Genomic DNA, 19,503 nt, shown 5'->3' on the forward strand with positions numbered 1-19,503 from the left:
AGTTTTGTAGATAATGAGTACATATTTAGCCTCATAATGGTCATTTAAATTGTCATCACTAGATTTTATACAGAAGGTATTTTATTATAATTTAATTATACTTAATTATGTTTTTAGTTCATTTTAACGCTTTAAATAGTGTTTTTTTATTAGGTGAGTAAATGCCGCTTTGCGGGAATAAAAACATAATCATAGTTTTTTTATGTATGTAATATTATTAGTAAAATTTACGATTTTAAATGAAATAATGAATTGTTATATCAGAATTATAAAAATTGTTTTACTATACACACTCTTTATATAGTAAAAAAATGCCTTGAATAATCTTTGAGGTGTTCTAGCACTAAAGTATATAATATGATATAAATGTACAGATGACCTGAGGGGATGATGGCTACCAGCATATTGTCAAAATCTGAATTTGAGATGAGGCTTTACCAGGAGGCGTCAGTAATTTAGGGTTAAATGCTGTATTTTAGTTAGCAGGATAAAGGAATGAAAAGTGATTACTGTTGAAAGTAAACAAGCGAATGTTTGGATAGGAGACAACTCAAAAAAAGCAAAAGGTGAGAACCTTTTGCTTTTTTTGAGTTGTTGTTACTTGTCTTCTTCTAAACAAATGTTAGGCTTACATTCCTAGTTTTGCCAAACGGAAACCTACACTTAAAGAAAGGATTCCTAAAAAACCTTTTACGTCTTTGTTTTTGTAAACACCAGTAATGGCAGGAACAGAATAGCGCAGATCAGCTTCTAGCCCCATTGGTAAAGTAAATCCAACACCTGCTTCAACTGCAATGATAAAAGGTCTTACCTCGAAGTCGCCCGCATCAGAAGATAATAAGTCTTGTGTACCTTCGCTGCTGATAGAAGGTAGATCAATACCGCCTATTTGTGAACGAACTGTACCAGTAGTTTTTTGTTCAGCTCTGGTTACAAATATGAAAGAAGGGCCTGCGTAAACTCTTACAGATCCTAGCTTTGTACCAAGTAAGATAGGGATGTTGAAAGCGTCCATAGTAGATACGCTGTTGATATTATTTGTAAGAGAAGCACCACTTACACCATAAGTTTGAGTATTTTTTTGCTTCAGTTTAAATTGACCATAGTTAAGCTCACTTTGCAAAAACAAGCCGCCAAAGTTAATACGAGCCGTTCCTCCAAATACATAGCCTAAGCCAAAACCATCTGAGTTGTTTTTGAATTCTACGGGGCGCCCCTGTGAAGCATTGGCAGGAAAAGTAGTATTGCCACTCGTAAGAGTTATACCACCACGTAATCCAATGCTAATACCTTTTTCTCCGTCATTATTTTGTGAAAAAACAACAGTAGCAGTCATGCAAATTAAAGCGATAATTAATAAACCTTTTTTCATAAGTGAATTATATTATGTTTTGTATGATTAAAATTTATTTGTTATTAAATTATGTGTAATTAAAATTCTGGCGAAAGTAATGTGTTAAGTGTTAAAATGCATAATTTTCAAAAAAATATTAACATCTTAATTTTTATTTACTTCTTTCCTTATATTTTCTGAGGTTAAAGTTATGTTTAGGTACTTAAAAAAAACCTTGTTTATAGCAATTAAAGCAATAAAAACTCCATTTATACACAATAAGTGGTTGCCATAGGTAAAGGCTATTTGTTAAGCTTTAGTGTATTTTAATATAATGTGGTTTTTTTAGTAAAATAGGATATTTGTATGTGATAATATGGTTTTTTATCCAAAAGATAGTTTGGCACCCTATTGCCATAGTATGTACATTTACGTTAAAAACTAAACTTGTTAGAGAAGAAAAGGTTTTTATTTTTTTTATAAAAAACAAGAAATACCCCTATAGTTCGTCTAAAACCTCTTGTATAGCAAAAATTAATTGCTATGTACAAGCTTTAATGTTTTTATGAGAGGCAATCATTGAGCTAAAGCAAAAAAAGCAAAAGACACCTGGTCTTTTGCTTTTTTTGTTTTGAACTTATTGAAGGGTTTTGCTTAGAGAGCAAAAAGTATGAGCATTCGCTTCAGGCATGACATACAGTACCTCACTACTAAACCATTCAACAAGTTTTTTATGTAGAGTAAAATAAGAAGTGTTACAAACCAAGTTTTGCCAAACGGTAACCTACACTCAAAGAAAGGATACCCAAAAAGCCTTTTACATCACTGTTTTTATAAACACCAGTAATGGCAGGTATAGCATAACGCAGGTCAGCCTCTAAGCCAAATGGCAAACCAATTCCAACGCCAGCTTCAACCGCAATGATCAAGGGCTTTACTTCGAAGTCACCTGCCTCTGAAGTTAATAAATCTTGTGTACTTGATACAGAGGTTGTATTAATTGCTACCCCTCCAACACTAGTTACTACTTCACCAGTATTTTTTTGCTCGGCATTAGTTACAAACAAGAAAGAAGGACCTATGTAGGCTCTCAAGGGACCTAGTTTTGTACCTACTAAGATAGGAATATTAAAAGCACTCAAAGTAGACTCACTTTTAATATTGTTTGTAAGAGAAGCAGGAGTTACTGTGTACGTCTGGTTATTTTTTTGTTTTAGTTTAAATTGGGCATAGTTAAGCTCTCCTTGTAAGAACAATCCGGCAAAATTAATACGAGCCATACCACCAATGGTAAAGCCTGTTCCTAAACCGTCACTTTCATTTTTAAACTCTACTGGACGACCCTGTGATGCATTGGCAGGAAAAGTAGTGTTGCCACTAGTTAAAGTTAAGCCACCACGTAAACCAACGCTAATGCCTTGTGAAAATGAAACGCTAGCAGTTAGGCATACAAGTGCGATAAGTAATAAACCTTTTTTCATAATTTAAATATTAAGTGATTTTATGCAATAAAATATCTGTATTACAAAGTATAAACTGAAAATACGCCCAAAGGTAATGTGTTGCCATTAAAATGCATAATTTTAAGATCATTTTTACATTTAAGGAGTTAAATTAATTACTTATAGTGTTTTTTTAAAGCAATAACTTAGGTATAAATACCCTAAGTTAAAATCAAACTTTACTAGCCTAAATAACTAATAGTCAATGTATAACTATAAATATTGAAAATGTTTTACAGAAACAAAAATATGCTGTACAGTGATTTTTAACCAGATTTATGTGTGATATAAGAAAAAAAAAACTTGAGTAAGATATGTTTGAAAAATTAAATTTCTACTTTAAAAAATTAAATTCCACTCTTTTGCTATGCTTTTTGAAGCTTGTTTTTGAGAAGCAACCCTTGTGTAGGTATTTGCTGTACAAGGAAGCCTGATAAAGTTTGTTTATTGTACTTTTACAAGAAATGATTTGTTGAATAAAGAAATTTTTTTAGCCTGCATATTTGCCATATTTCAGGCATAAGCTTGGCAACAGTACAACTATTTAATTTATAAAATAACCTGGTCAGATGAAGTTTTACGTCTAGATATAAAAATATTAAGTGATGTAGGTGGTCGTGTTAATATAAAGCCATTTTTGTGTTATTTTAATATTATTTCTCAAAACTAGCTTTAATTTTATCCTTGACTTGCTAATTATCACACTTTTTTTATAATTTTGCTATCAAATATTAACTCACTCAGAGTAAAATCACTAAAAAAATATTTTATGGCAATTTTAAGATTTCAAGCCGTTGAAAAAGCACAGAACCGATCAAGAGTTAGCGTAGATGCTCCTTCTAACAAAGTATCTGACTATTATGGTATAAATGTGTTCAACGAAAAAACAATGAAGGCTACTATCAGTGCCGACATGTTTAAAAAATTGACAGATACAATTCGTAAAAAACAGCGCATCAGTGGCGATGTTGCCGATGCTGTAGCTGCCGCAATGAAATCTTGGGCAATTGCTCAGGGAGTGACCCACTACACCCACTGGTTCCAGCCTTTGACTGGTACAACCGCTGAAAAACATGACGCCTTTTTTGACCTTTCGGGTGAGGCTGGCTTGTTTGGTAACAGCGAAGTAATGGAAAAGTTTAAGGGAAGTGCCCTAGCCCAACAAGAACCTGATGCATCTTCGTTTCCAAGTGGAGGATTGCGTACCACCTTCGAAGCTCGCGGCTATACTGCCTGGGACCCTCACTCTCCTGCTTTTATTATAGAAAGCAACTCAAGCAAAACCCTCTGTATTCCTACCATTTTTGTATCATACACTGGCGAAGCTCTTGACTACAAAGCCCCTTTATTAAAATCGGTTGACTTGATCAACAAAGCAGCTACCAGCGTATGTGAGTTGTTTGACCGTGACGTAAAAGAAGTAAAAGCTACTTTAGGAGTAGAACAAGAGTATTTCTTGATAGACCGAGCCTTATTTAACTCACGTCCTGATTTGGTGATGGCAGGCAGAACTGTATTTGGACACCAACCCGCCAAAGGACAGCAACTAGACGACCACTACTTTGGTTCTATTCCTTCAAGAGTAAGGGCATTTATGGCTGACTTTGAATTGGAAGCCACCAAATTAGGTATTCCTGTACGTACCCGTCACAATGAAGTAGCCCCAGCTCAGTTTGAGTGTGCACCTACTTTTGAAGAAGCCAACCTTGCTGTAGACCACAACCTTTTGTTGATGGATGTAATGCGCAAGGTGTCTACCCGTCATAAGTTCAAAGTGTTGTTTCACGAAAAACCATTTGCCAACCTAAACGGAAGTGGAAAGCATAACAACTGGGCTTTGTCTACCGACACAGGTATCAACTTGTTGGCACCAAGCAGCAAGCCCAAAGAAAACCTACAGTTTTTGACTTTCTTTATCAACACTATCAAAGCCGTACATACCAACTCAAAGCTATTGCGTGCCAGTATTGCGTCAGCGGGTAACGACTACCGCCTGGGTGCCAACGAAGCCCCACCTGCGATTATGTCTGTTTTTATTGGAAGTCAGTTGGCATCAGTTCTCGAAGAGTTAGAGCACAATGCAGAGGTAGTAGTAGAAAAAGGTGAAAACCTGTATATGAAACTGGGCATTGATAAAATTCCACCAGTATTGTTAGACAATACCGATCGTAACCGTACTTCTCCTTTTGCTTTTACCGGCAATAAATTCGAGTTTCGTGCAGTAGGTTCATCGGCAAACTGTGCTTCGCCTATGACTATCCTCAATACAATTGTAGCTGACCAATTGATTGAGTTCCGAAAGGAAGTAAACGAAGAGATGAAAAAAGTGCCTAAAAAAGAAATGGCGATCATCAACGTATTGCGTCGTTACATTACTTCGTCAAAAAGCGTGATTTTCGAAGGCGATGGTTATTCTGATGATTGGGTGGCAGAAGCTAAAAAAAGAGGTTTGCCCAACGTAAAATCCACTCCACGTTCATTAAAAGCCTACACCGATGAAGATGTATTGGCAATGTTTGAAAAGCATGGGGTAATGAACCGCAGAGAGTCAGAAGCTCGTTATGAGATGTTTCTTGAAAATTACATGCTCAATGTACAAATTGAATCACGTATGATGGGCGACCTGGCAACCAATCATGTGATACCTACAGCAGTAAAATACCAAAATACTTTGATCAAAAATATCAAAGGTTTGAAAGAACTGGGCATTGAGACTGAAAGTACCGAAACGATTACTAAGACAATTAAAGACATTTCGCACCACATTAGTCAAATACAGACCAATGTAGAAGCAATGACTGAAGCCCGTAAAGAGGCAAATAACAAAGAAAGTGAAGAGAGAGCCTTGTTATATGATGAGAAAGTAAAAAGCTTTTTTGACAAGATTCGCTACCATGTAGATAAGCTTGAGCTTATTGTAGACGACGAAGATTGGCCATTGACCAAGTATCGTGAATTGTTGATGATTCGTTAATTGATATAAAGTACACATTAGATAGAAATTGTCCTCAAATAATAAAAGGCTACCCTTGGGTAGCCTTTTTACTTTTATCAAAAACCTGATGGTTAGGCAGGCACCAAGGTAAAGCTAATGCTTACATTACCACTTTTGCCTGTTTCGTTTCCTTGGTACTTCAATTCAGTATTGCTAAACTTTACATTATTATAAACAAGTGCAGTACCACTTGCAGGAGTAAGAGTCAAGCTGGTTTTGTCGGTTGACAAAGCCCAGGTACCTGTAGTAGAAGTTCCTGTTCTGTCTACTAATGTATAGCTTTTGGTAGTACCATCATCGGCAAGCGTCAAACGGTATTGTGTAAATTGAGCCGTTACATCCAAAGTGCCCTCCAGGGCATTACTCACCTTCCAGGTTTTGTGTAGCTCAGTGTTTTCGATGGTAGGGCCAGGGTTGTCCTTTTTTTTGCAGCTTTGGGCAAATACAGCTACCATAGCTATCAATACTAAAAATATAGAGACTTTTTTCATTGTGATTTTGTTCAATGTTTATCGCAGGAAAATAACAAGGCAGCGAGTTACTGCCCTGTTTTGGCATTTACTTATCGTTTAACAATTCGACGAACGCTCAACACGTTGTTTTGGTTGTCAAAGATTTGTACTAAGTATACACCCTGACCAAGGTTGCTCAAGTCAATATTTGATTTGTGTGCACCTTGCAGGTTCTTCTTAATCATCAATTTTGAACTCAAAGTAGTGACTATCACTTTTGAGAATTTATAAGTGTTGCTTTCTATCACCAAGCTACCTGAAGTAGGATTAGGAAAAGTTTTAAAAGTAATATCAGTAGCGGCATTTACTCCTGTAGTAGCCCCTGTAGTGGTTACAATACCCACGTTCGACGCTTGGCTTGCTCCGTTGGCGTTTACTGCTTTTACTCGCACATAATATTTAGTGCCTGCACTCAAACCAGTAACCACTTGTGAGGTGCCTGTTACCGACAAGTTGGCAAAACCTACTACCAAAGCAGTAAATTTACTGTCAGTAGACACATCCAGCAAGTAACTGTCAGCAGTAGCCCCTTGGGTAGCAGCAGCCCAGCTGGCAGTAAAACCTCCGTTGGTAATGTCTGTGGCAGCATTCAAAGTAGGCGCGTTAGGTTTGGCTTTGCTAAGATCAACCGTAATATTGGCAGTTTTCCAAGTACCTATCTGATAACCACTATCTCTTGGGTCAGAGCTGTCAAACTGTCCACCTATGCCCACAATAGTAATCCCCGAAGTAGCCCCTTTTTCAAATACCTCATCATAAGTTTTTTTGGCAAGTTCAGTGTCGCCATCTATGCGTAGTTCCAGCTCAGTGTCTTCGCCTACAATAATAGTCACATCAAAGCCCGAACCACTGTAAGAGGCATTTCCCTTCCAGTCGGCCTTATCTTTAATGGCTACATTTTCAAGTTTAATCAAACGCGACTCGGTGTCTTCGCTCAAAGTAGTAACCACTGCTGCGGTTTGTAATGCCTTGCTGCCTCCTAGTTTAGTTATTTTAGAGACCTTCGTTAATTGCATCAAGCCATTGAAATGCCCTACTTCAGCGTCGATTTCCAGCTCATCGCCTTCTGTCAGGGCATTTTTATCTGCCAAATTGAGCTTACTAAACTCGCTGCTGTTGATAAACAAACCAATTCCTTCCTTGGCAGCATTGCTACCCTCAATAAGTGTGAACGCAATATTAGTGGTTTGTGTATTGACTCCGTGTAGTACCCCTTTTACTCTTACTGTTCCTTTGGTGATAGGCAAGCCGTTGGCATCTACTTTATTGCGCAGCTCTTTGATGGTTTTTACAGGTACAGGAGTAGTTACCTTAGCCGACACTGCTACATCAAGTTGGGTGGCTCCAGTAGAAGTAAAAGTGACATTGCCACTTGGAGCACCTGCTACAGTAGCAGCGGCTACCCTTACATATACTTTTACATCGGCCAGTTTACCAGTAGTGTTTAGCAAAGTCACCGTGTTGCCGAAAGTATTATCGTCTAAAGAAACTTCAAATCCAGTGGGCGCCGTTGCTATAATATCAGCCGTGAGCCTGGTGCCCGATACATTGATATATTGTGAGGCTGAAGCAGTACCAGCTTCATTGGTAAATTCTGCAAAAGCCCTGCTTTTTGAAAGGATAGGGGTAGTAGCACCTGCCACAAGTCCAGCCAAAGCCACTGTTTTGTCAGTTGCTCCTGTGCTGGCAATAGTCAAGTTGCCGTTGGCAACCCCTTCAGCAGCAGTAGCTGCTAACCTTACCTGAACAGTCACAGTTTTGCCATCAATGGCTGCCTTCGCTATAGTTTTAGGGCTACCAAAGCTTGTTCCACCGTCTACCGATACCTCATATCCAGTAGGGGCAGTGAGGGTTACATCTCCGCTCAACGTAGCACCCGTTAAATCAAAAGTTTGTACTGCAGAAGCAGTTCCAGCATTGGTTCCAAAACCAGCCAAAGACTCTAAGCTAGTAGTTAGTATAGTGGCTATTTCAATTTTGATTTGATCTACATTCCAACGCACCGCTTTATCAGTACTATTATATTTGAAAATAATATAAGCCGTACCACTAATGGCAGATAAGTCAATATTACCAGTAGACGCCCATACATCAGCTGTAGTAGGCAAGGTTACATTGAGTTCGTTCAAAGTAACAGCAGAAGGATCTCCAGTGCCTGAGTAATCAGTAGAATAATATACTTTCAGGTAGTTGTTTGCGTCTGTAGTACCAAATTTTTGTCGAGCAAAAAAGTTTAGCTGCTCTTTTAGTGTGGCATCAAAGTTAATCGGAGGCGAAATCAACCAATCGGTGTTATCTTTTGAACCACTATCAAAACCACTTATTTGGGCAGACTTTGTAGAACCATCTGCTCCACTTGAGCTAACTGTCCAAACCTGCGCACCTACAGTACTTACCACACTCCAGTCGCCCGAAGTCAAAGAACCATCTTCAAAGTCTTTTACAACACCTACCGCTACACTGGTTTTAGTAGTAAAATTTCCTCCAGGGATGGTACCATCAGTTTTGTATTTAGGTCCACCTGTACCACCACCATAAGGCACTATTCTATACTCATAATTGGTACCAAGCGTTAAGCCGCTTAAACTAACAGTTTGTGCTCCTTGCCCAACAGAAACTACGCCTGAATTATCAGAAAAATCAACATCGTCACTTACAGTTACTCCATCAGTGAATGAAGGAAAGTCACCTGAACCTGAAGTTTTTACTTGTACAATGTACCCAGTCGGAAGGTTTGCCCCAGTAGCATCTGTCCAGTTAATAGTGGCTCCTTTTACTGTAACATTGCTTGAAGCTACCCCAGTTACATGGTTGGTTGGAGTAACTGCCGGAGTGCCTGCTGGAGTAACAGCAGCCCAACTAGTGGCTATTCTTAGTTCATCAATTTCTACGGCTGGAGTTTCAGAACCAGAGTCTTGTCGAAAGAAGAAACGGTTGATCGTACTAAGGGAACCGCCTGTTGATGTTGTCAGAGTAACAGCAGGTGCAGTACCAGCCGCAAAATCAGAAGAGTTAGGGTTAACCCATAAATTAACCTTATCAGCATCAAGGTCGTATGACACCACAATAAACAATACATCGCCTACATTGTAGTTGGTGGTAGTAAATTGAGTATCTCCAGCACTTGTTTTTCTGTTGATTCCAACTTTATACTGGGTATTTTCTTTTTTTAACCAAACAGTAGCACCATAAGTAGTATTATTTGATGCAAATCCAGCAAGGTATCCTCCGGCTGTTTTAGTGGCAGATGAAACATCTGTTACTTTTAATATAAAAGAGTAATATACCACACCCGCTGTTTTCTCAGTGGTTTGTAGTATGAGGTCTTTACCGTTGGCAGCAAACGAAATTTTACCACCAGTAGAAGTTTTCAGTCCATTTACCGATAGGTTACCGCTTCCTACCGTAATTTCATCACCACTATTTATACCCGTCCAATTGGTCTGAGCACTCAGGTTAGCGCCAGTAGTGTAAGAAAAGGCCTCTTCATGGGGCAAAGTTACTTGCGCCCAACCAACATTCGTAGCAAGCATCAATACAGCCGCCAAAAGCCACATTGATAATGTGTAGTTTTTTTTCATTTCAAGAATTGATTTTTTACAAAAAATGTAATGTATACTCAGTACTAAGGGCAAAATTACGGCTATAGACTGGGCTTTTGGAGATATAAATATTAAACAATTGTTAAATATATTTACTCAATTTGTTTTTATAAGTGTTTTGTTACAAAACAAGCTAACCCAGGTTCATATTGCTACCAGACCTTGTTTGAGGCTATCTTGTTGAAAGCCAGTAAGTAGTATATATCGACTGAAAAAAATGCAAAATAAGCGTGTAATATATTAACAATGAGTTACTTCTTTTTTAGGTTAAAACTTACATAAGAAAGTCCTTGGTGAAGTAGGGAAGGTGTGAAAATATAAATTGTTAAAATTTAACATTTCTAAGGTTTAGATAATTTAGTTACCTAATGTTAACAAAAAAAATACAAGGAAAAACGTCACAAAAGTGCACTTACAACGTAATAAACGCTTAGATACTCCTCAAGTCCACTTTCACTATTAAGAGATTGTTAATATTAGTATGAATGTTAAAATGTAACATTCAAATCTGAAATTATATGCTAAATTTACTGGATTTGGTACACACATGAACTTTAATACAGGTTCAATATTACATTAAAATATGTCAACTTTCTCTTTATTTAAGAACAGCCTCATTTTCAGTGGGTTGATCATACTATTATATGCTTGTGCTCCAGCAAAACCCGATGATCCTACTCCGCCTACACCTACGCCAGATGTTGGAGAATCCAACAGCGTGCACCTTACATTGGGCAATCCTGGCAAGGCAAAAAAAGACATCAATGCGCCCAACAATTATCTGATAGAAAAAGACCAGTTTGTGTTGTCTTATAACCGCGATCGGGGACTAGCCAACTGGGTAAGCTGGCACCTAAGCCCTGAGTGGCGTGGCAGTGCTGATCGTCAAGACGATTTTCGTCCAGATACCGATGTACCTGAAGCATGGTACAGGGTTACCCAAAACGATTACCGGAGTTCGGGGTTCGATCGGGGGCATATTTGTCCTTCGGCAGACCGTACAAGAAGTGTATCCGACAACTCGGCTACTTTTGTAATGACCAACATGATGCCGCAGGCACCCAACAATAACCGTGAAACCTGGCGACTTTTGGAAGAGTACGGACGCGACCTCATCACGCAAGGCAACGAGGTGTACATTATATCGGGGGCTTACGGGCAGGGTGGTACTGGCAGCAATGGAGGTACTACCAATACTATAGCAGGGGGCAGAGTAGTGGTGCCGTCTAATACCTGGAAGGTGATCATTGTATTGCCTAATGGGTCAGACGATGTAAACCGTATTACGAAAGATACCCGAATAATTGCAGTAGATATGCCCAATACACAAAACATAGAAAAAGACTGGGGCAAATACCGGGTCTCGATAGATGACTTGGAACAAAAAACCAACCTTGATTTTTTGTCTAAAGTAGCAGTGGATATTCAGGCAGTGATTGAGGCAAAGGTAGACGTTGGTCCTACAAAGTAAACAAGTTGTATCGGGTTTAGTACTTGTTTGCATATAAGCCTGCCAAGGTTTTTCGACAACTTTGTGGAAACTTTGGCAGGTTTTTTTGTTGATCAAAAATGGGGAGGTTGTCTTACTGTTTAGTAAGTTTTAGCGCTTCATACTTAAAAAAGTCAAGCGCAATGATGCTATAATTGTGTTGCTTGCCTATATGGTTTCTTCCGTGAGGAAAGGCTTTTACCTCCGTCCATTGTTGTATTTTTTTTGACTTACTTAAAAAACCATAATTATAAGCTGCGGCAAAAAAACGTAGTTTATGGGCGTTGGAAGGGAATTTTTGCTGAGAATAGCGGTAGTTGAGCACCTGATATAATGTATAAAGGTAACGCAGTTGCCACGAGAGTTGATTGAGACGTTTCACACGTTCACGACGAACATCTTTAATACTCGAAGCCTGGTAAAGGTAAACCTGAGGTGTGGCTTTAGGTATGTAAGTTTTAGCATATTTTTCAAGAGTTTCGGCAAAAGATGGCTTCATTTGAAAACGCCCCACTGAAAAATTGGCGTAAGCCGCGCCGTTTTTTACATACAAAAGTTCTAAAAATAAAGTTTCCATCTTGTTTTGCATGGCTTCAAACCTGAGCAATTCCGGAAACCCCATTGCCAGCACAAAAGCTGCCTCGGCACTGTCGCTTGGTAAGTGTTTTTTGAGGGTTGCCCGGTGTTGCCAAAGGTAGTCCAGGCTTTGTTGGTAGGCTTTGTCAAAGTAACGCATAATACGATAGTGCGACTGTCCCCACCCCGTATGTTGACACACCATACATAATGTGCAGAGCCAAAAAATATTTGTTAAGTACTTGAAAAATAGGTGTTTATTCATAAAAAACTGGTATAAATACTAACTTATAGCCACAAAAAAACCTTGCCAATCAAATGACAAGGTGTAGGCAAATATATGATATATTTTAAACTTTATTTTAACTTAGTTGTCCAAGTCGTTGGCATAGAAGCTTAGCGGCTCCTCTATCACCTTACCCATAGCAAATTGAAATTCAAAATCAGTTTTCTTTTTACGGGGTTTTGTTTTTGTTTTCTTTTTATCTCCATTAGATTTAAACAGCAGGTTATTTTTGGTGAATGACAAAAGTTTTTTCATGAAATTATTCCCTTTATTTATTTAACACTATTTTATTTTTCTCAAATATGGTGGATTAGGACGATAATGTCGAATGCATTTTGTTGAAAAAATCCTGTATGTGATATTTTATACTAAAAAAAAAGCTTTTTTTTGACATATTATATTGATGTAACGAAAAATATTGTTTTTTTGGTGCAAAAACTTAGATTAAATATAACTTTTCAAAGCAATGTTGTTAATAAAGCTATAGTAAGGGTAAGAAGGGCATTATGTAGTACTTAGATTGTTGCGCATTATTTGGAGATTTGTTGTTTTTTTGAAATTTAATCAATTAAAAAATACAAAAAACGGATAAAATTATGGGAATTTATTATCCAAACAGAAAAGGGACTTACTACAAAGAGGTGAAAAACTTGCTTGATGAGGTAAAGGCAACAGAAGTAGAGGAGCTGGAAGTAAATAATTCGCATTTTCCGCAAGAATTATTACAGTTTACCCAGTTGCGTCGGCTTCGTTTGCTCAATTTACACAAGTTTCCCAGCGAAATAACTGCTTTTGAGCACTTGGAAGAATTACACATATTGGGTGGTTATTATTTCAAATCAGTCACTCCGCCATTTAGCATTGAGTTGCCCCAACTTAAGCATTTGTGTTTATCTAGTGAGTATTATCAAAGCCTTAAGTCTGATGGATTTGCTGGTTTGCCCAATCTTGAGTATCTATGTATGAACGAGTTATACCTAGGTTTTTTTCCTGAAAAGGTACTGCTCTTAAAACAACTCAAACACCTACACTTAAATGCCTGTAGTTTTGATAAATTGCCCGACGATATTGATCGCTTGTCTCAGTTAGTAACCTTGAGCCTTGAGCATAACGGGCTTAAAAAAATGCCTGAAACCTTAGGTAACCTAACCCATCTGAAAACACTACTGGTCAATGACAATAAACTCAAAGAGCTTCCAGCGAGCATTACCCAACTCCTCCAGCTTACCCATATAGAAGCTGAACGCAATAGGTTGAGCAAATTACCCTCTGAAATAGGGGAACTACAAAAACTGGAAACCTTGGCTTTGCCCAAAAATAAGTTAACCACCTTGCCAAGTAGCCTGTCTAATTGTAAAAAACTGACGTTGCTCAATCTTGAAAACAATCAATTGACTGCCTTGCCTAATGAAATAGGCAACCTGACTCAACTGCAAAACTTACAATTGAGCAATAATCAATTGCAGACCTTGCCCCAAAGTCTGGGCAAACTTTGCTTATTACCCACTTTCGATATAAGCGATAACCCGCTGTTGTGGCAAGAGTTTCCGTATGAGGCAAAAGGTTTTAGGGAATTGATGTTGCGTTTTGTATACGAACGAATATCGTTGAAGGCAACGGCTGCTTTGTCAGATCAGCTTCAGTATTTTGCTCCAGACCTGACCAGCCACCCCTTGCAACCAGGTGCTGTATTAAGCATTACAGGGCGCAACAGCTTAAAAATTAAAATACTTAAGCCAGCCCTCGAAAAACAAGGCATTCGTTATCAAAAAAAAATTGACCAACATGTTACTCACCTGGTAGTAGGGCGTTTACCCAAGCTCAAACTAGACGAGTTACTTAAGCACCAGGTAACCTTTTTGAGTGAAGCCCAGTTAAATCAGTTTTTGCAAGAACAAACACCTCCTGATCCTTCTAAGTACTTACTTACCCAGAACGAACATACCCCCGAAGTGGTCAAAAACCTCAAAGGCTTGTTATTGAGCGAAGACTCAAGCAATGTGGCGCTGGCGCTGGAATTGATCAATAGTGGTGGTTTTCCCATGGCGCTGCATACCGAGTTGTTTATGGCATATAAAATGGTGAGCGATACTAAAGTAAGAAAACAAATAAAACCTGTGTTGGAAAAGTACAGCTCAGAAAAAGCTAAAGAAGCCATACGTCAGCGAATGTCGTTGTACTCTGAGCATATAGGCGAAATGAGGTTAAGACGCAATATCAACAAATATACAAAAGACAATGAGTTTGATGGGGCTAAAATTGCCCGCTATTTTTGGGAGCGTTATCGTAAAGGTATTTTGTACTTGTTTAGTTATGGTAGTAGCGAACAAATACAAGAAGCGTTACCTAAGGGCGATACCCTGGACCTATCGGAGTTAAAAATCAATGCTTTACCACAAGAACTGGCAAAATGTACCCAGTTGAAACATGTCATGCTTAATGATTGCGAGTTTGCTAATTTCCCAAAGGTGCTTGTTCAATTGTCTGGTCTGGAAACCTTGGCATTGCAAAAAAATTATCTTTGGAAACTACCTAATGAATTGGGACAACTTACCCAGCTCAAAAAGCTTGACTTGAATTATAATTTTTTTGATAAATTTCCGGAAGTAATACTTCAATTGCCTGCGCTTAAGTCTTTATCACTTAAAACCTGGCACACGCCTGTCATTACTGCCGAAGCGCGGCAAATGATCAAAGAAAAGTTGCCCAATTGTGCGGTAGAGGGCTAGTGCTCTACCTACTTAGTGTTTGGAGTACAAGCATATAATCTAATTGGCTACTTGGGTTTTTTAGCAGGGTAAATTGCCACAATTTCTTTGAAAGATACCAGATAGGGTAGAATGGTGTGTTCTTTACTAAATGCCTTTTGGGTGTTATCAGCAGGACGTATCAACACCCAGTAGTATCGATAAACTTTAAGGTCTCGACAAATGTGTGGTTGGCTTTTGGGCAGACTATAGCGATTTATTTTCACCAACGGTAGCTTTATATTACCCTTATACGCCTTTACTATATCGAACCCCTCGTGCATTTGCCATCTACGCCCCATCTTGCCACCTTTCAGATGGGCAGGTCGGCAAGGTCCCCTAAAACGTTGGTACCTACCCAACACTATGACTGGTGCTTTGGCTTTGAAATGGGCAGGTATCTGATCAAAATTTAGGCGTACTTGCCCCATTGACTGGCAATGAACCAACAGACATAAAACAAGTAAGCCAACCATTTTTTTCATTAGTGAATAATTTTAACCCCAGGAATAGCTGCCTTGATTTTTTGAATATCACGACTTGAAATAGGGTTGTATCTTAACCAGATTTCTTTTAGGTTAGAAAGCGTACTTATATCGTCGGGAATATAAGTGATGCGGTTAAAATCAAGGTTAAGTATCTCAAGGCTGGTGAGTTTGAGTACTTCTTCGGGAAACTGTGAAAATTGATTTTTGCTTAAATTGAGTTCTTTTAGGTATTTGAGTTTGGCAATAGATTTACCAATTTTTTTCAGTGAATTACTCTCCAGGTCTAATACTCTCAGCTTAGGTATTTGTAGAATATCTCTGGGTATTTTCTCAAAGTTGTTACCTGCCACATGTAGCTTACGCAAACGAAGCAGTTTAGCACTAAGAAAACCAGAAAAAGCAAGGTCAGGGTTATTGCTGAGGTCAAGCGTACGCAGCATAGGTAGCGAGCCCAGGCTTTTGGGTAGCTTTTTAAAATAGTTGGCACTTAGGTTTAAGTGTTCCAGTTTTTTGAGGTTCTTGATAGATGATGGCACCTCATTTAACTGATTTTTATTGGCGTCAAGGTGCTGTAGATTACGCAAACCTCCAATACTTTTGGGCAGCTCTACAATACTATTATCACTTATGTTAAGGTGTTTCAGTTTTTTGAGGTTACCAATACGACTGGGAAAAGACTCTATCTTATTGACAGAAAGGTCTAGCTTGGTCAGTTCAGAAAAGCCCCCAATATAACTGGGAATATCTTTAAAATCGTTGCTGCTCAGGTAAAGCGCCCGTAGATTTTTTAATCCCCGCGTTCGGGAGGGCAGCTTATTGAGCTTGTTAGAGTGTAGGTTGAGCACCTGCAGGTTTCTTAGCTCGCCTATTTCAGGAGCAATCTCCAGCATATAATTACGCTGCATATCCAGCTTTTTTAGTTTGGGTAGCTGACTCAATTGATTGAATATTCGGGCAAGTTTGGTGTCATTTTTTAAGCGTAACCCTACTGCCTCAAGGCTTTTTAAATCGGTAAACTCAGCAGGTAAACTTCTGAGCTTTCGCCAGCCAAAGCTCAATTCTTTGAGGTTTTTTAGTTTCCTCAATTTCTTAAAAATCAAACGAAGGTTAATGTGTGAATTGTCGGTGAGGTAAAGCTTTTCCAGGGTTTGCAACCTTACAAACACCTTGGGCAAACGACGGAGCTTATTCCAGTTTAGATTGAGTTCTTTAAGGTTGGTAAGCAAAGCTATTTCGCTGGGCAAATACCTGATATATTGCCATTTAAGGTCTAGTATTTCTACTTTGTCTGCTTCTTTCAATGCCTGAGATAATTTGTGGTATACGATTCTCTCGTCGCCTTTGTCGTTGAAACCTCCCTGACTAAAGGCAAGCGATGATACCAAAAAAAATAAAAAGCCTGTGATAATTATTTGCTTGATAACCGTTTTCATGGGGCGTTTTTTAAAATAAATTTAATTTGCCAAGTAAAATAGAAAAAATAAAATGATCCAAAAGAAGATACTCCCTGTTTGTTCCGCTTTGCGAAGTCTCTGATTAAACAATGAAAAATGTTGTGTAGCCAAGGCTAGGGAACTATTAGTTTCGCAGCGCTTGACCTGAAGGTTTGTGGTTAAGTGAGTTTTGTAGTTTTACCAAAAATTGAAATTTGGTAAATTTAGCTAAAAACTAAAAATTTCATGCCATAGTGATCTAAATACGTTCATGCCCAAGGCATAGTATGCATTCTTACCTAAAATACAGGCAAAATTGATCAACTTCAACTTTTAGCTGTATAATTTATTTTCTTTGTAATCATATAAATTGTACATTTCTTTCAAAAGAAATAATTTTTTCAATTATATGCTTTGATCTACAGCCTATTTTTGTGATAATTGCGCAATTTTTTTCCCAGCTATTCAAGCCAGCCCCAAAAACATAAATCTATTTAGGAATGGTGTAAAAATAAAGTTCTATAGTAACGCCAAAGGATTTGCAGGGTAGGTGAGGCAGAAAAACGCGGCATAGCCATAGCTATGGCAAGTTTTTTTAACGAAGCATGTCCAAAAAAGATGAGGTTAAGAATGTAAATTTATTTTGGTACCATTCCTTAGGAATGGTACCAAAATAAATTTACATTCTTGAGGTAGAGGTTTTGTTTTGAGACGAGGCTATTTTTTGCGCCCATAGCAGCGCTACGGGCAATAAAAATAACGAAGTATCAAGGCGAAAAATCACCCCTTAGAGTGTAAATTTATTTTTGAACAATTCCTTAGAAAGATGGTCGATAGGTTTTTTTTGATGATGGACGGATCAAATGTTTGAAGATCTATAAGAAAAAACAATCGTTTTGGGATGAAAAATTACTACGACAAAACACAAAATTTAACTGAAGTATGAAAATTGGAATTATTCGAGAGGGTAAAGTCCCTGTCGATAAACGTGTACCTTTGCTACCTGAACAATGCCAGCTATTACAAAAAAAATACCCACAATTATCCTTTGTGGTTCAATCCAGTCCTATTCGTTGTATTGCCGACGAAGCCTATCACCAGGCAGGTTTGTCGGTGGTAGATGATATAAGCGATTGTGACGTGATTTTAGGGGTAAAGGAGGTGCCGATTCCTCAGTTGGTGGAAGGCAAAACTTTCTTTTTTTTCTCGCATACCATCAAAAAACAAGCATATAATCAAAGGCTATTAAGAACCATCCTTGATCAACGCATTCATTTGGTAGACTACGAATGTTTGACTGATGCCAACGGAAACCGTATTGTTGCGTTTGGACGATTTGCAGGGGTAGTAGGAGCTTATAATGGTATTTTGGGCTACGGCAAACGCCACCACTTGTTTGAATTGAGACGTGCCCACGAGTGCCGTGACTTGAAAGATTTACGTACGGAGTTTGACAAAGTAAAATTACCCGCTATTAAGATAGTGGTTACCGGAGGCGGACGGGTAGGCAACGGCATCACCGAAGTGTTGGAAGGGATGAATATAGAACGGGTAAGCCCAGCAGATTTTCTCAACAAAACCTTCACTTATCCAGTGTTTACTCAATTGCGTTCCAAGGATTACTACACACCTGCCGAGGGCAATACCTGGAACAGTGAAGAGTTTTATCAAGACCCCACAAGTTATCAGGCAGATTTTTTGAAGTATGCTCACCAGGCCGAAATTCTTATTTCGGGGCATTATTGGAACCCTGAAGCAGACGTGTTGTTTACCAAAGAAGACATGACCAAGCCTGAGTTTAAAATAGAGGTGGTAGCAGATGTTACTTGCGACATTGAAGGCTCTATTCCATCCACTTTGCGTGCTACTACCATTGATGCACCCTTTTATGACTATAACCCGACAAATGGGCGGGAGGTGTCAGCGTTTAGCAGCTTCGAGCACATCAACGTGATGACGGTAGATAACCTGCCCTGTGAGCTACCTTATGATGCTTCAGAAGCTTTTGGAAACCAGTTGATGGAGTATGTATTTCCTGCTTTTTTTGATGGAGACGCCCAGGAAATTATCAAAAGAGCTTCTATTACTAAAGATGGAGAGCTAACACCTATATACAATTACTTAAGCGATTATGCCAACGAAGAAACAGTATAGTTTTGAGTAGTGGATGGTTGCACATACCATATAAAAAAGTCCCTTGGTAAATATTTACCAAGGGACTTTTTTATTTTTGGCTTGGGTGGCTGTTCTTTTACCCTCCTCCCCCTTATTGGGAATTACGAATTAGAGAATTACGAATTACGAATTGGGCAAAGTCATTCGTAATTTAGTCCAGAGTCCGTAGACCATAGTTTTTTAGTGTCGCTTTGCGCTCATTCGTAATTTAGTCCAGAGTCCAGAGTCCGTAGACCATAGTTTTTTAGTGTCGCTTTTTGCTCATTCGTAATTTAGTCCAGAGTCCAAAGTCCGTAGACCATAGTTTTTTAGCGTCGCTTCGCGCCAATTCGTAATTCGTAATTTAGTCCAGAGTCCAAAGTCCG

The 19,503-nt window shown here is 38.5% G+C and carries 12 protein-coding genes; 4 read left to right on the forward strand and 8 right to left on the reverse strand.

Translation table 11 applies throughout. The features are described 5' to 3' along the window. Window positions 1-628: 628 nt before the first annotated feature. Both Q0954_RS26785 and Q0954_RS26790 read right to left on the reverse strand, forming a co-directional pair. Window positions 629-1,372: an outer membrane beta-barrel protein gene (locus Q0954_RS26785; RefSeq protein ID WP_299462459.1), complete on the reverse strand. Its 744-nt coding sequence runs from the start codon at window positions 1,370-1,372 to the stop codon at window positions 629-631. A 716-nt stretch (window positions 1,373-2,088) separates the two neighbouring features. Continuing rightward, on the reverse strand, window positions 2,089-2,814 hold the full coding sequence (locus tag Q0954_RS26790; protein ID WP_299462462.1) for an outer membrane beta-barrel protein: 726 nt from the start codon (window positions 2,812-2,814) through the stop codon (window positions 2,089-2,091). A gap of 790 nt (window positions 2,815-3,604) precedes the next feature. Between Q0954_RS26790 and Q0954_RS26795 the strand changes: the two genes are divergently transcribed. Then, window positions 3,605-5,809 (forward strand): glutamine synthetase III, encoded by a 2,205-nt coding sequence (locus Q0954_RS26795; protein WP_299462465.1) that lies wholly within the window; start codon window positions 3,605-3,607, stop codon window positions 5,807-5,809. A gap of 92 nt (window positions 5,810-5,901) precedes the next feature. Here Q0954_RS26795 and Q0954_RS26800 read toward each other — a convergent pair whose 3' ends face one another. Continuing rightward, window positions 5,902-6,336: a lipocalin family protein gene (locus tag Q0954_RS26800; protein WP_299462468.1), complete on the reverse strand. Its 435-nt coding sequence runs from the start codon at window positions 6,334-6,336 to the stop codon at window positions 5,902-5,904. A 56-nt stretch (window positions 6,337-6,392) separates the two neighbouring features. Beyond that, window positions 6,393-9,923, reverse strand: a complete 3,531-nt coding sequence (locus tag Q0954_RS26805; RefSeq protein ID WP_299462471.1) for a fibronectin type III domain-containing protein — start codon at window positions 9,921-9,923, stop codon at window positions 6,393-6,395. A 604-nt stretch (window positions 9,924-10,527) separates the two neighbouring features. Between Q0954_RS26805 and Q0954_RS26810 the strand changes: the two genes are divergently transcribed. After that, a complete protein-coding gene (locus Q0954_RS26810) occupies window positions 10,528-11,415 on the forward strand; it encodes a DNA/RNA non-specific endonuclease (RefSeq protein WP_299462474.1) in 888 nt (295 codons plus the stop codon). Between the two features lie 112 nt (window positions 11,416-11,527). Here the strand turns inward: Q0954_RS26810 and Q0954_RS26815 are convergent, their stop codons facing one another. Continuing rightward, window positions 11,528-12,214: a hypothetical protein gene (locus tag Q0954_RS26815; RefSeq protein ID WP_299462476.1), complete on the reverse strand. Its 687-nt coding sequence runs from the start codon at window positions 12,212-12,214 to the stop codon at window positions 11,528-11,530. A gap of 162 nt (window positions 12,215-12,376) precedes the next feature. After that, entirely contained in the window at window positions 12,377-12,550 is a 174-nt protein-coding gene (locus tag Q0954_RS26820) for a hypothetical protein (RefSeq protein ID WP_002692983.1), read from the reverse strand. A gap of 341 nt (window positions 12,551-12,891) precedes the next feature. Here Q0954_RS26820 and Q0954_RS26825 point away from each other — a divergent pair, with 341 nt between their 5' ends. After that, on the forward strand, window positions 12,892-15,024 hold the full coding sequence (locus Q0954_RS26825) for a hypothetical protein (RefSeq protein WP_299462484.1): 2,133 nt from the start codon (window positions 12,892-12,894) through the stop codon (window positions 15,022-15,024). A gap of 47 nt (window positions 15,025-15,071) precedes the next feature. Here the strand turns inward: Q0954_RS26825 and Q0954_RS26830 are convergent, their stop codons facing one another. Together Q0954_RS26830 and Q0954_RS26835 are read right to left on the reverse strand one after the other, a co-directional pair. After that, a complete protein-coding gene (locus tag Q0954_RS26830; protein WP_299462487.1) occupies window positions 15,072-15,527 on the reverse strand; it encodes a hypothetical protein in 456 nt (151 codons plus the stop codon). Beyond that, window positions 15,527-16,963, reverse strand: a complete 1,437-nt coding sequence (locus Q0954_RS26835) for a leucine-rich repeat domain-containing protein (RefSeq protein WP_299462490.1) — start codon at window positions 16,961-16,963, stop codon at window positions 15,527-15,529. Before Q0954_RS26835 ends, Q0954_RS26830 begins: the two co-directional genes overlap by 1 nt. A gap of 942 nt (window positions 16,964-17,905) precedes the next feature. On the opposite strand from Q0954_RS26835, the gene Q0954_RS26840 reads away from it, so the two are divergent. Then, window positions 17,906-19,117 (forward strand): NAD(P)-dependent oxidoreductase, encoded by a 1,212-nt coding sequence (locus tag Q0954_RS26840; RefSeq protein ID WP_299462493.1) that lies wholly within the window; start codon window positions 17,906-17,908, stop codon window positions 19,115-19,117. Window positions 19,118-19,503 lie beyond the last annotated feature (386 nt).

The organism is uncultured Microscilla sp., from assembly GCF_947493425.1.
GTDB lineage: Bacteria > Bacteroidota > Bacteroidia > Cytophagales > Microscillaceae > Microscilla.

Coding starts and splice junctions, on each gene's coding strand:
- Q0954_RS26785 (WP_299462459.1), bottom strand. CDS start 1,372: ATGAAAAAAGGTTTATTAATTATCGCTTTAATTTGCATGACTGCTACT.
- Q0954_RS26790 (WP_299462462.1), bottom strand. CDS start 2,814: ATGAAAAAAGGTTTATTACTTATCGCACTTGTATGCCTAACTGCTAGC.
- Q0954_RS26795 (WP_299462465.1), top strand. CDS start 3,605: ATGGCAATTTTAAGATTTCAAGCCGTTGAAAAAGCACAGAACCGATCA.
- Q0954_RS26805 (WP_299462471.1), bottom strand. CDS start 9,923: ATGAAAAAAAACTACACATTATCAATGTGGCTTTTGGCGGCTGTATTG.
- Q0954_RS26810 (WP_299462474.1), top strand. CDS start 10,528: ATGTCAACTTTCTCTTTATTTAAGAACAGCCTCATTTTCAGTGGGTTG.
- Q0954_RS26815 (WP_299462476.1), bottom strand. CDS start 12,214: ATGGTGTGTCAACATACGGGGTGGGGACAGTCGCACTATCGTATTATG.
- Q0954_RS26820 (WP_002692983.1), bottom strand. CDS start 12,550: ATGAAAAAACTTTTGTCATTCACCAAAAATAACCTGCTGTTTAAATCT.
- Q0954_RS26825 (WP_299462484.1), top strand. CDS start 12,892: ATGGGAATTTATTATCCAAACAGAAAAGGGACTTACTACAAAGAGGTG.
- Q0954_RS26830 (WP_299462487.1), bottom strand. CDS start 15,527: ATGAAAAAAATGGTTGGCTTACTTGTTTTATGTCTGTTGGTTCATTGC.
- Q0954_RS26835 (WP_299462490.1), bottom strand. CDS start 16,963: ATGAAAACGGTTATCAAGCAAATAATTATCACAGGCTTTTTATTTTTT.
- Q0954_RS26840 (WP_299462493.1), top strand. CDS start 17,906: ATGAAAATTGGAATTATTCGAGAGGGTAAAGTCCCTGTCGATAAACGT.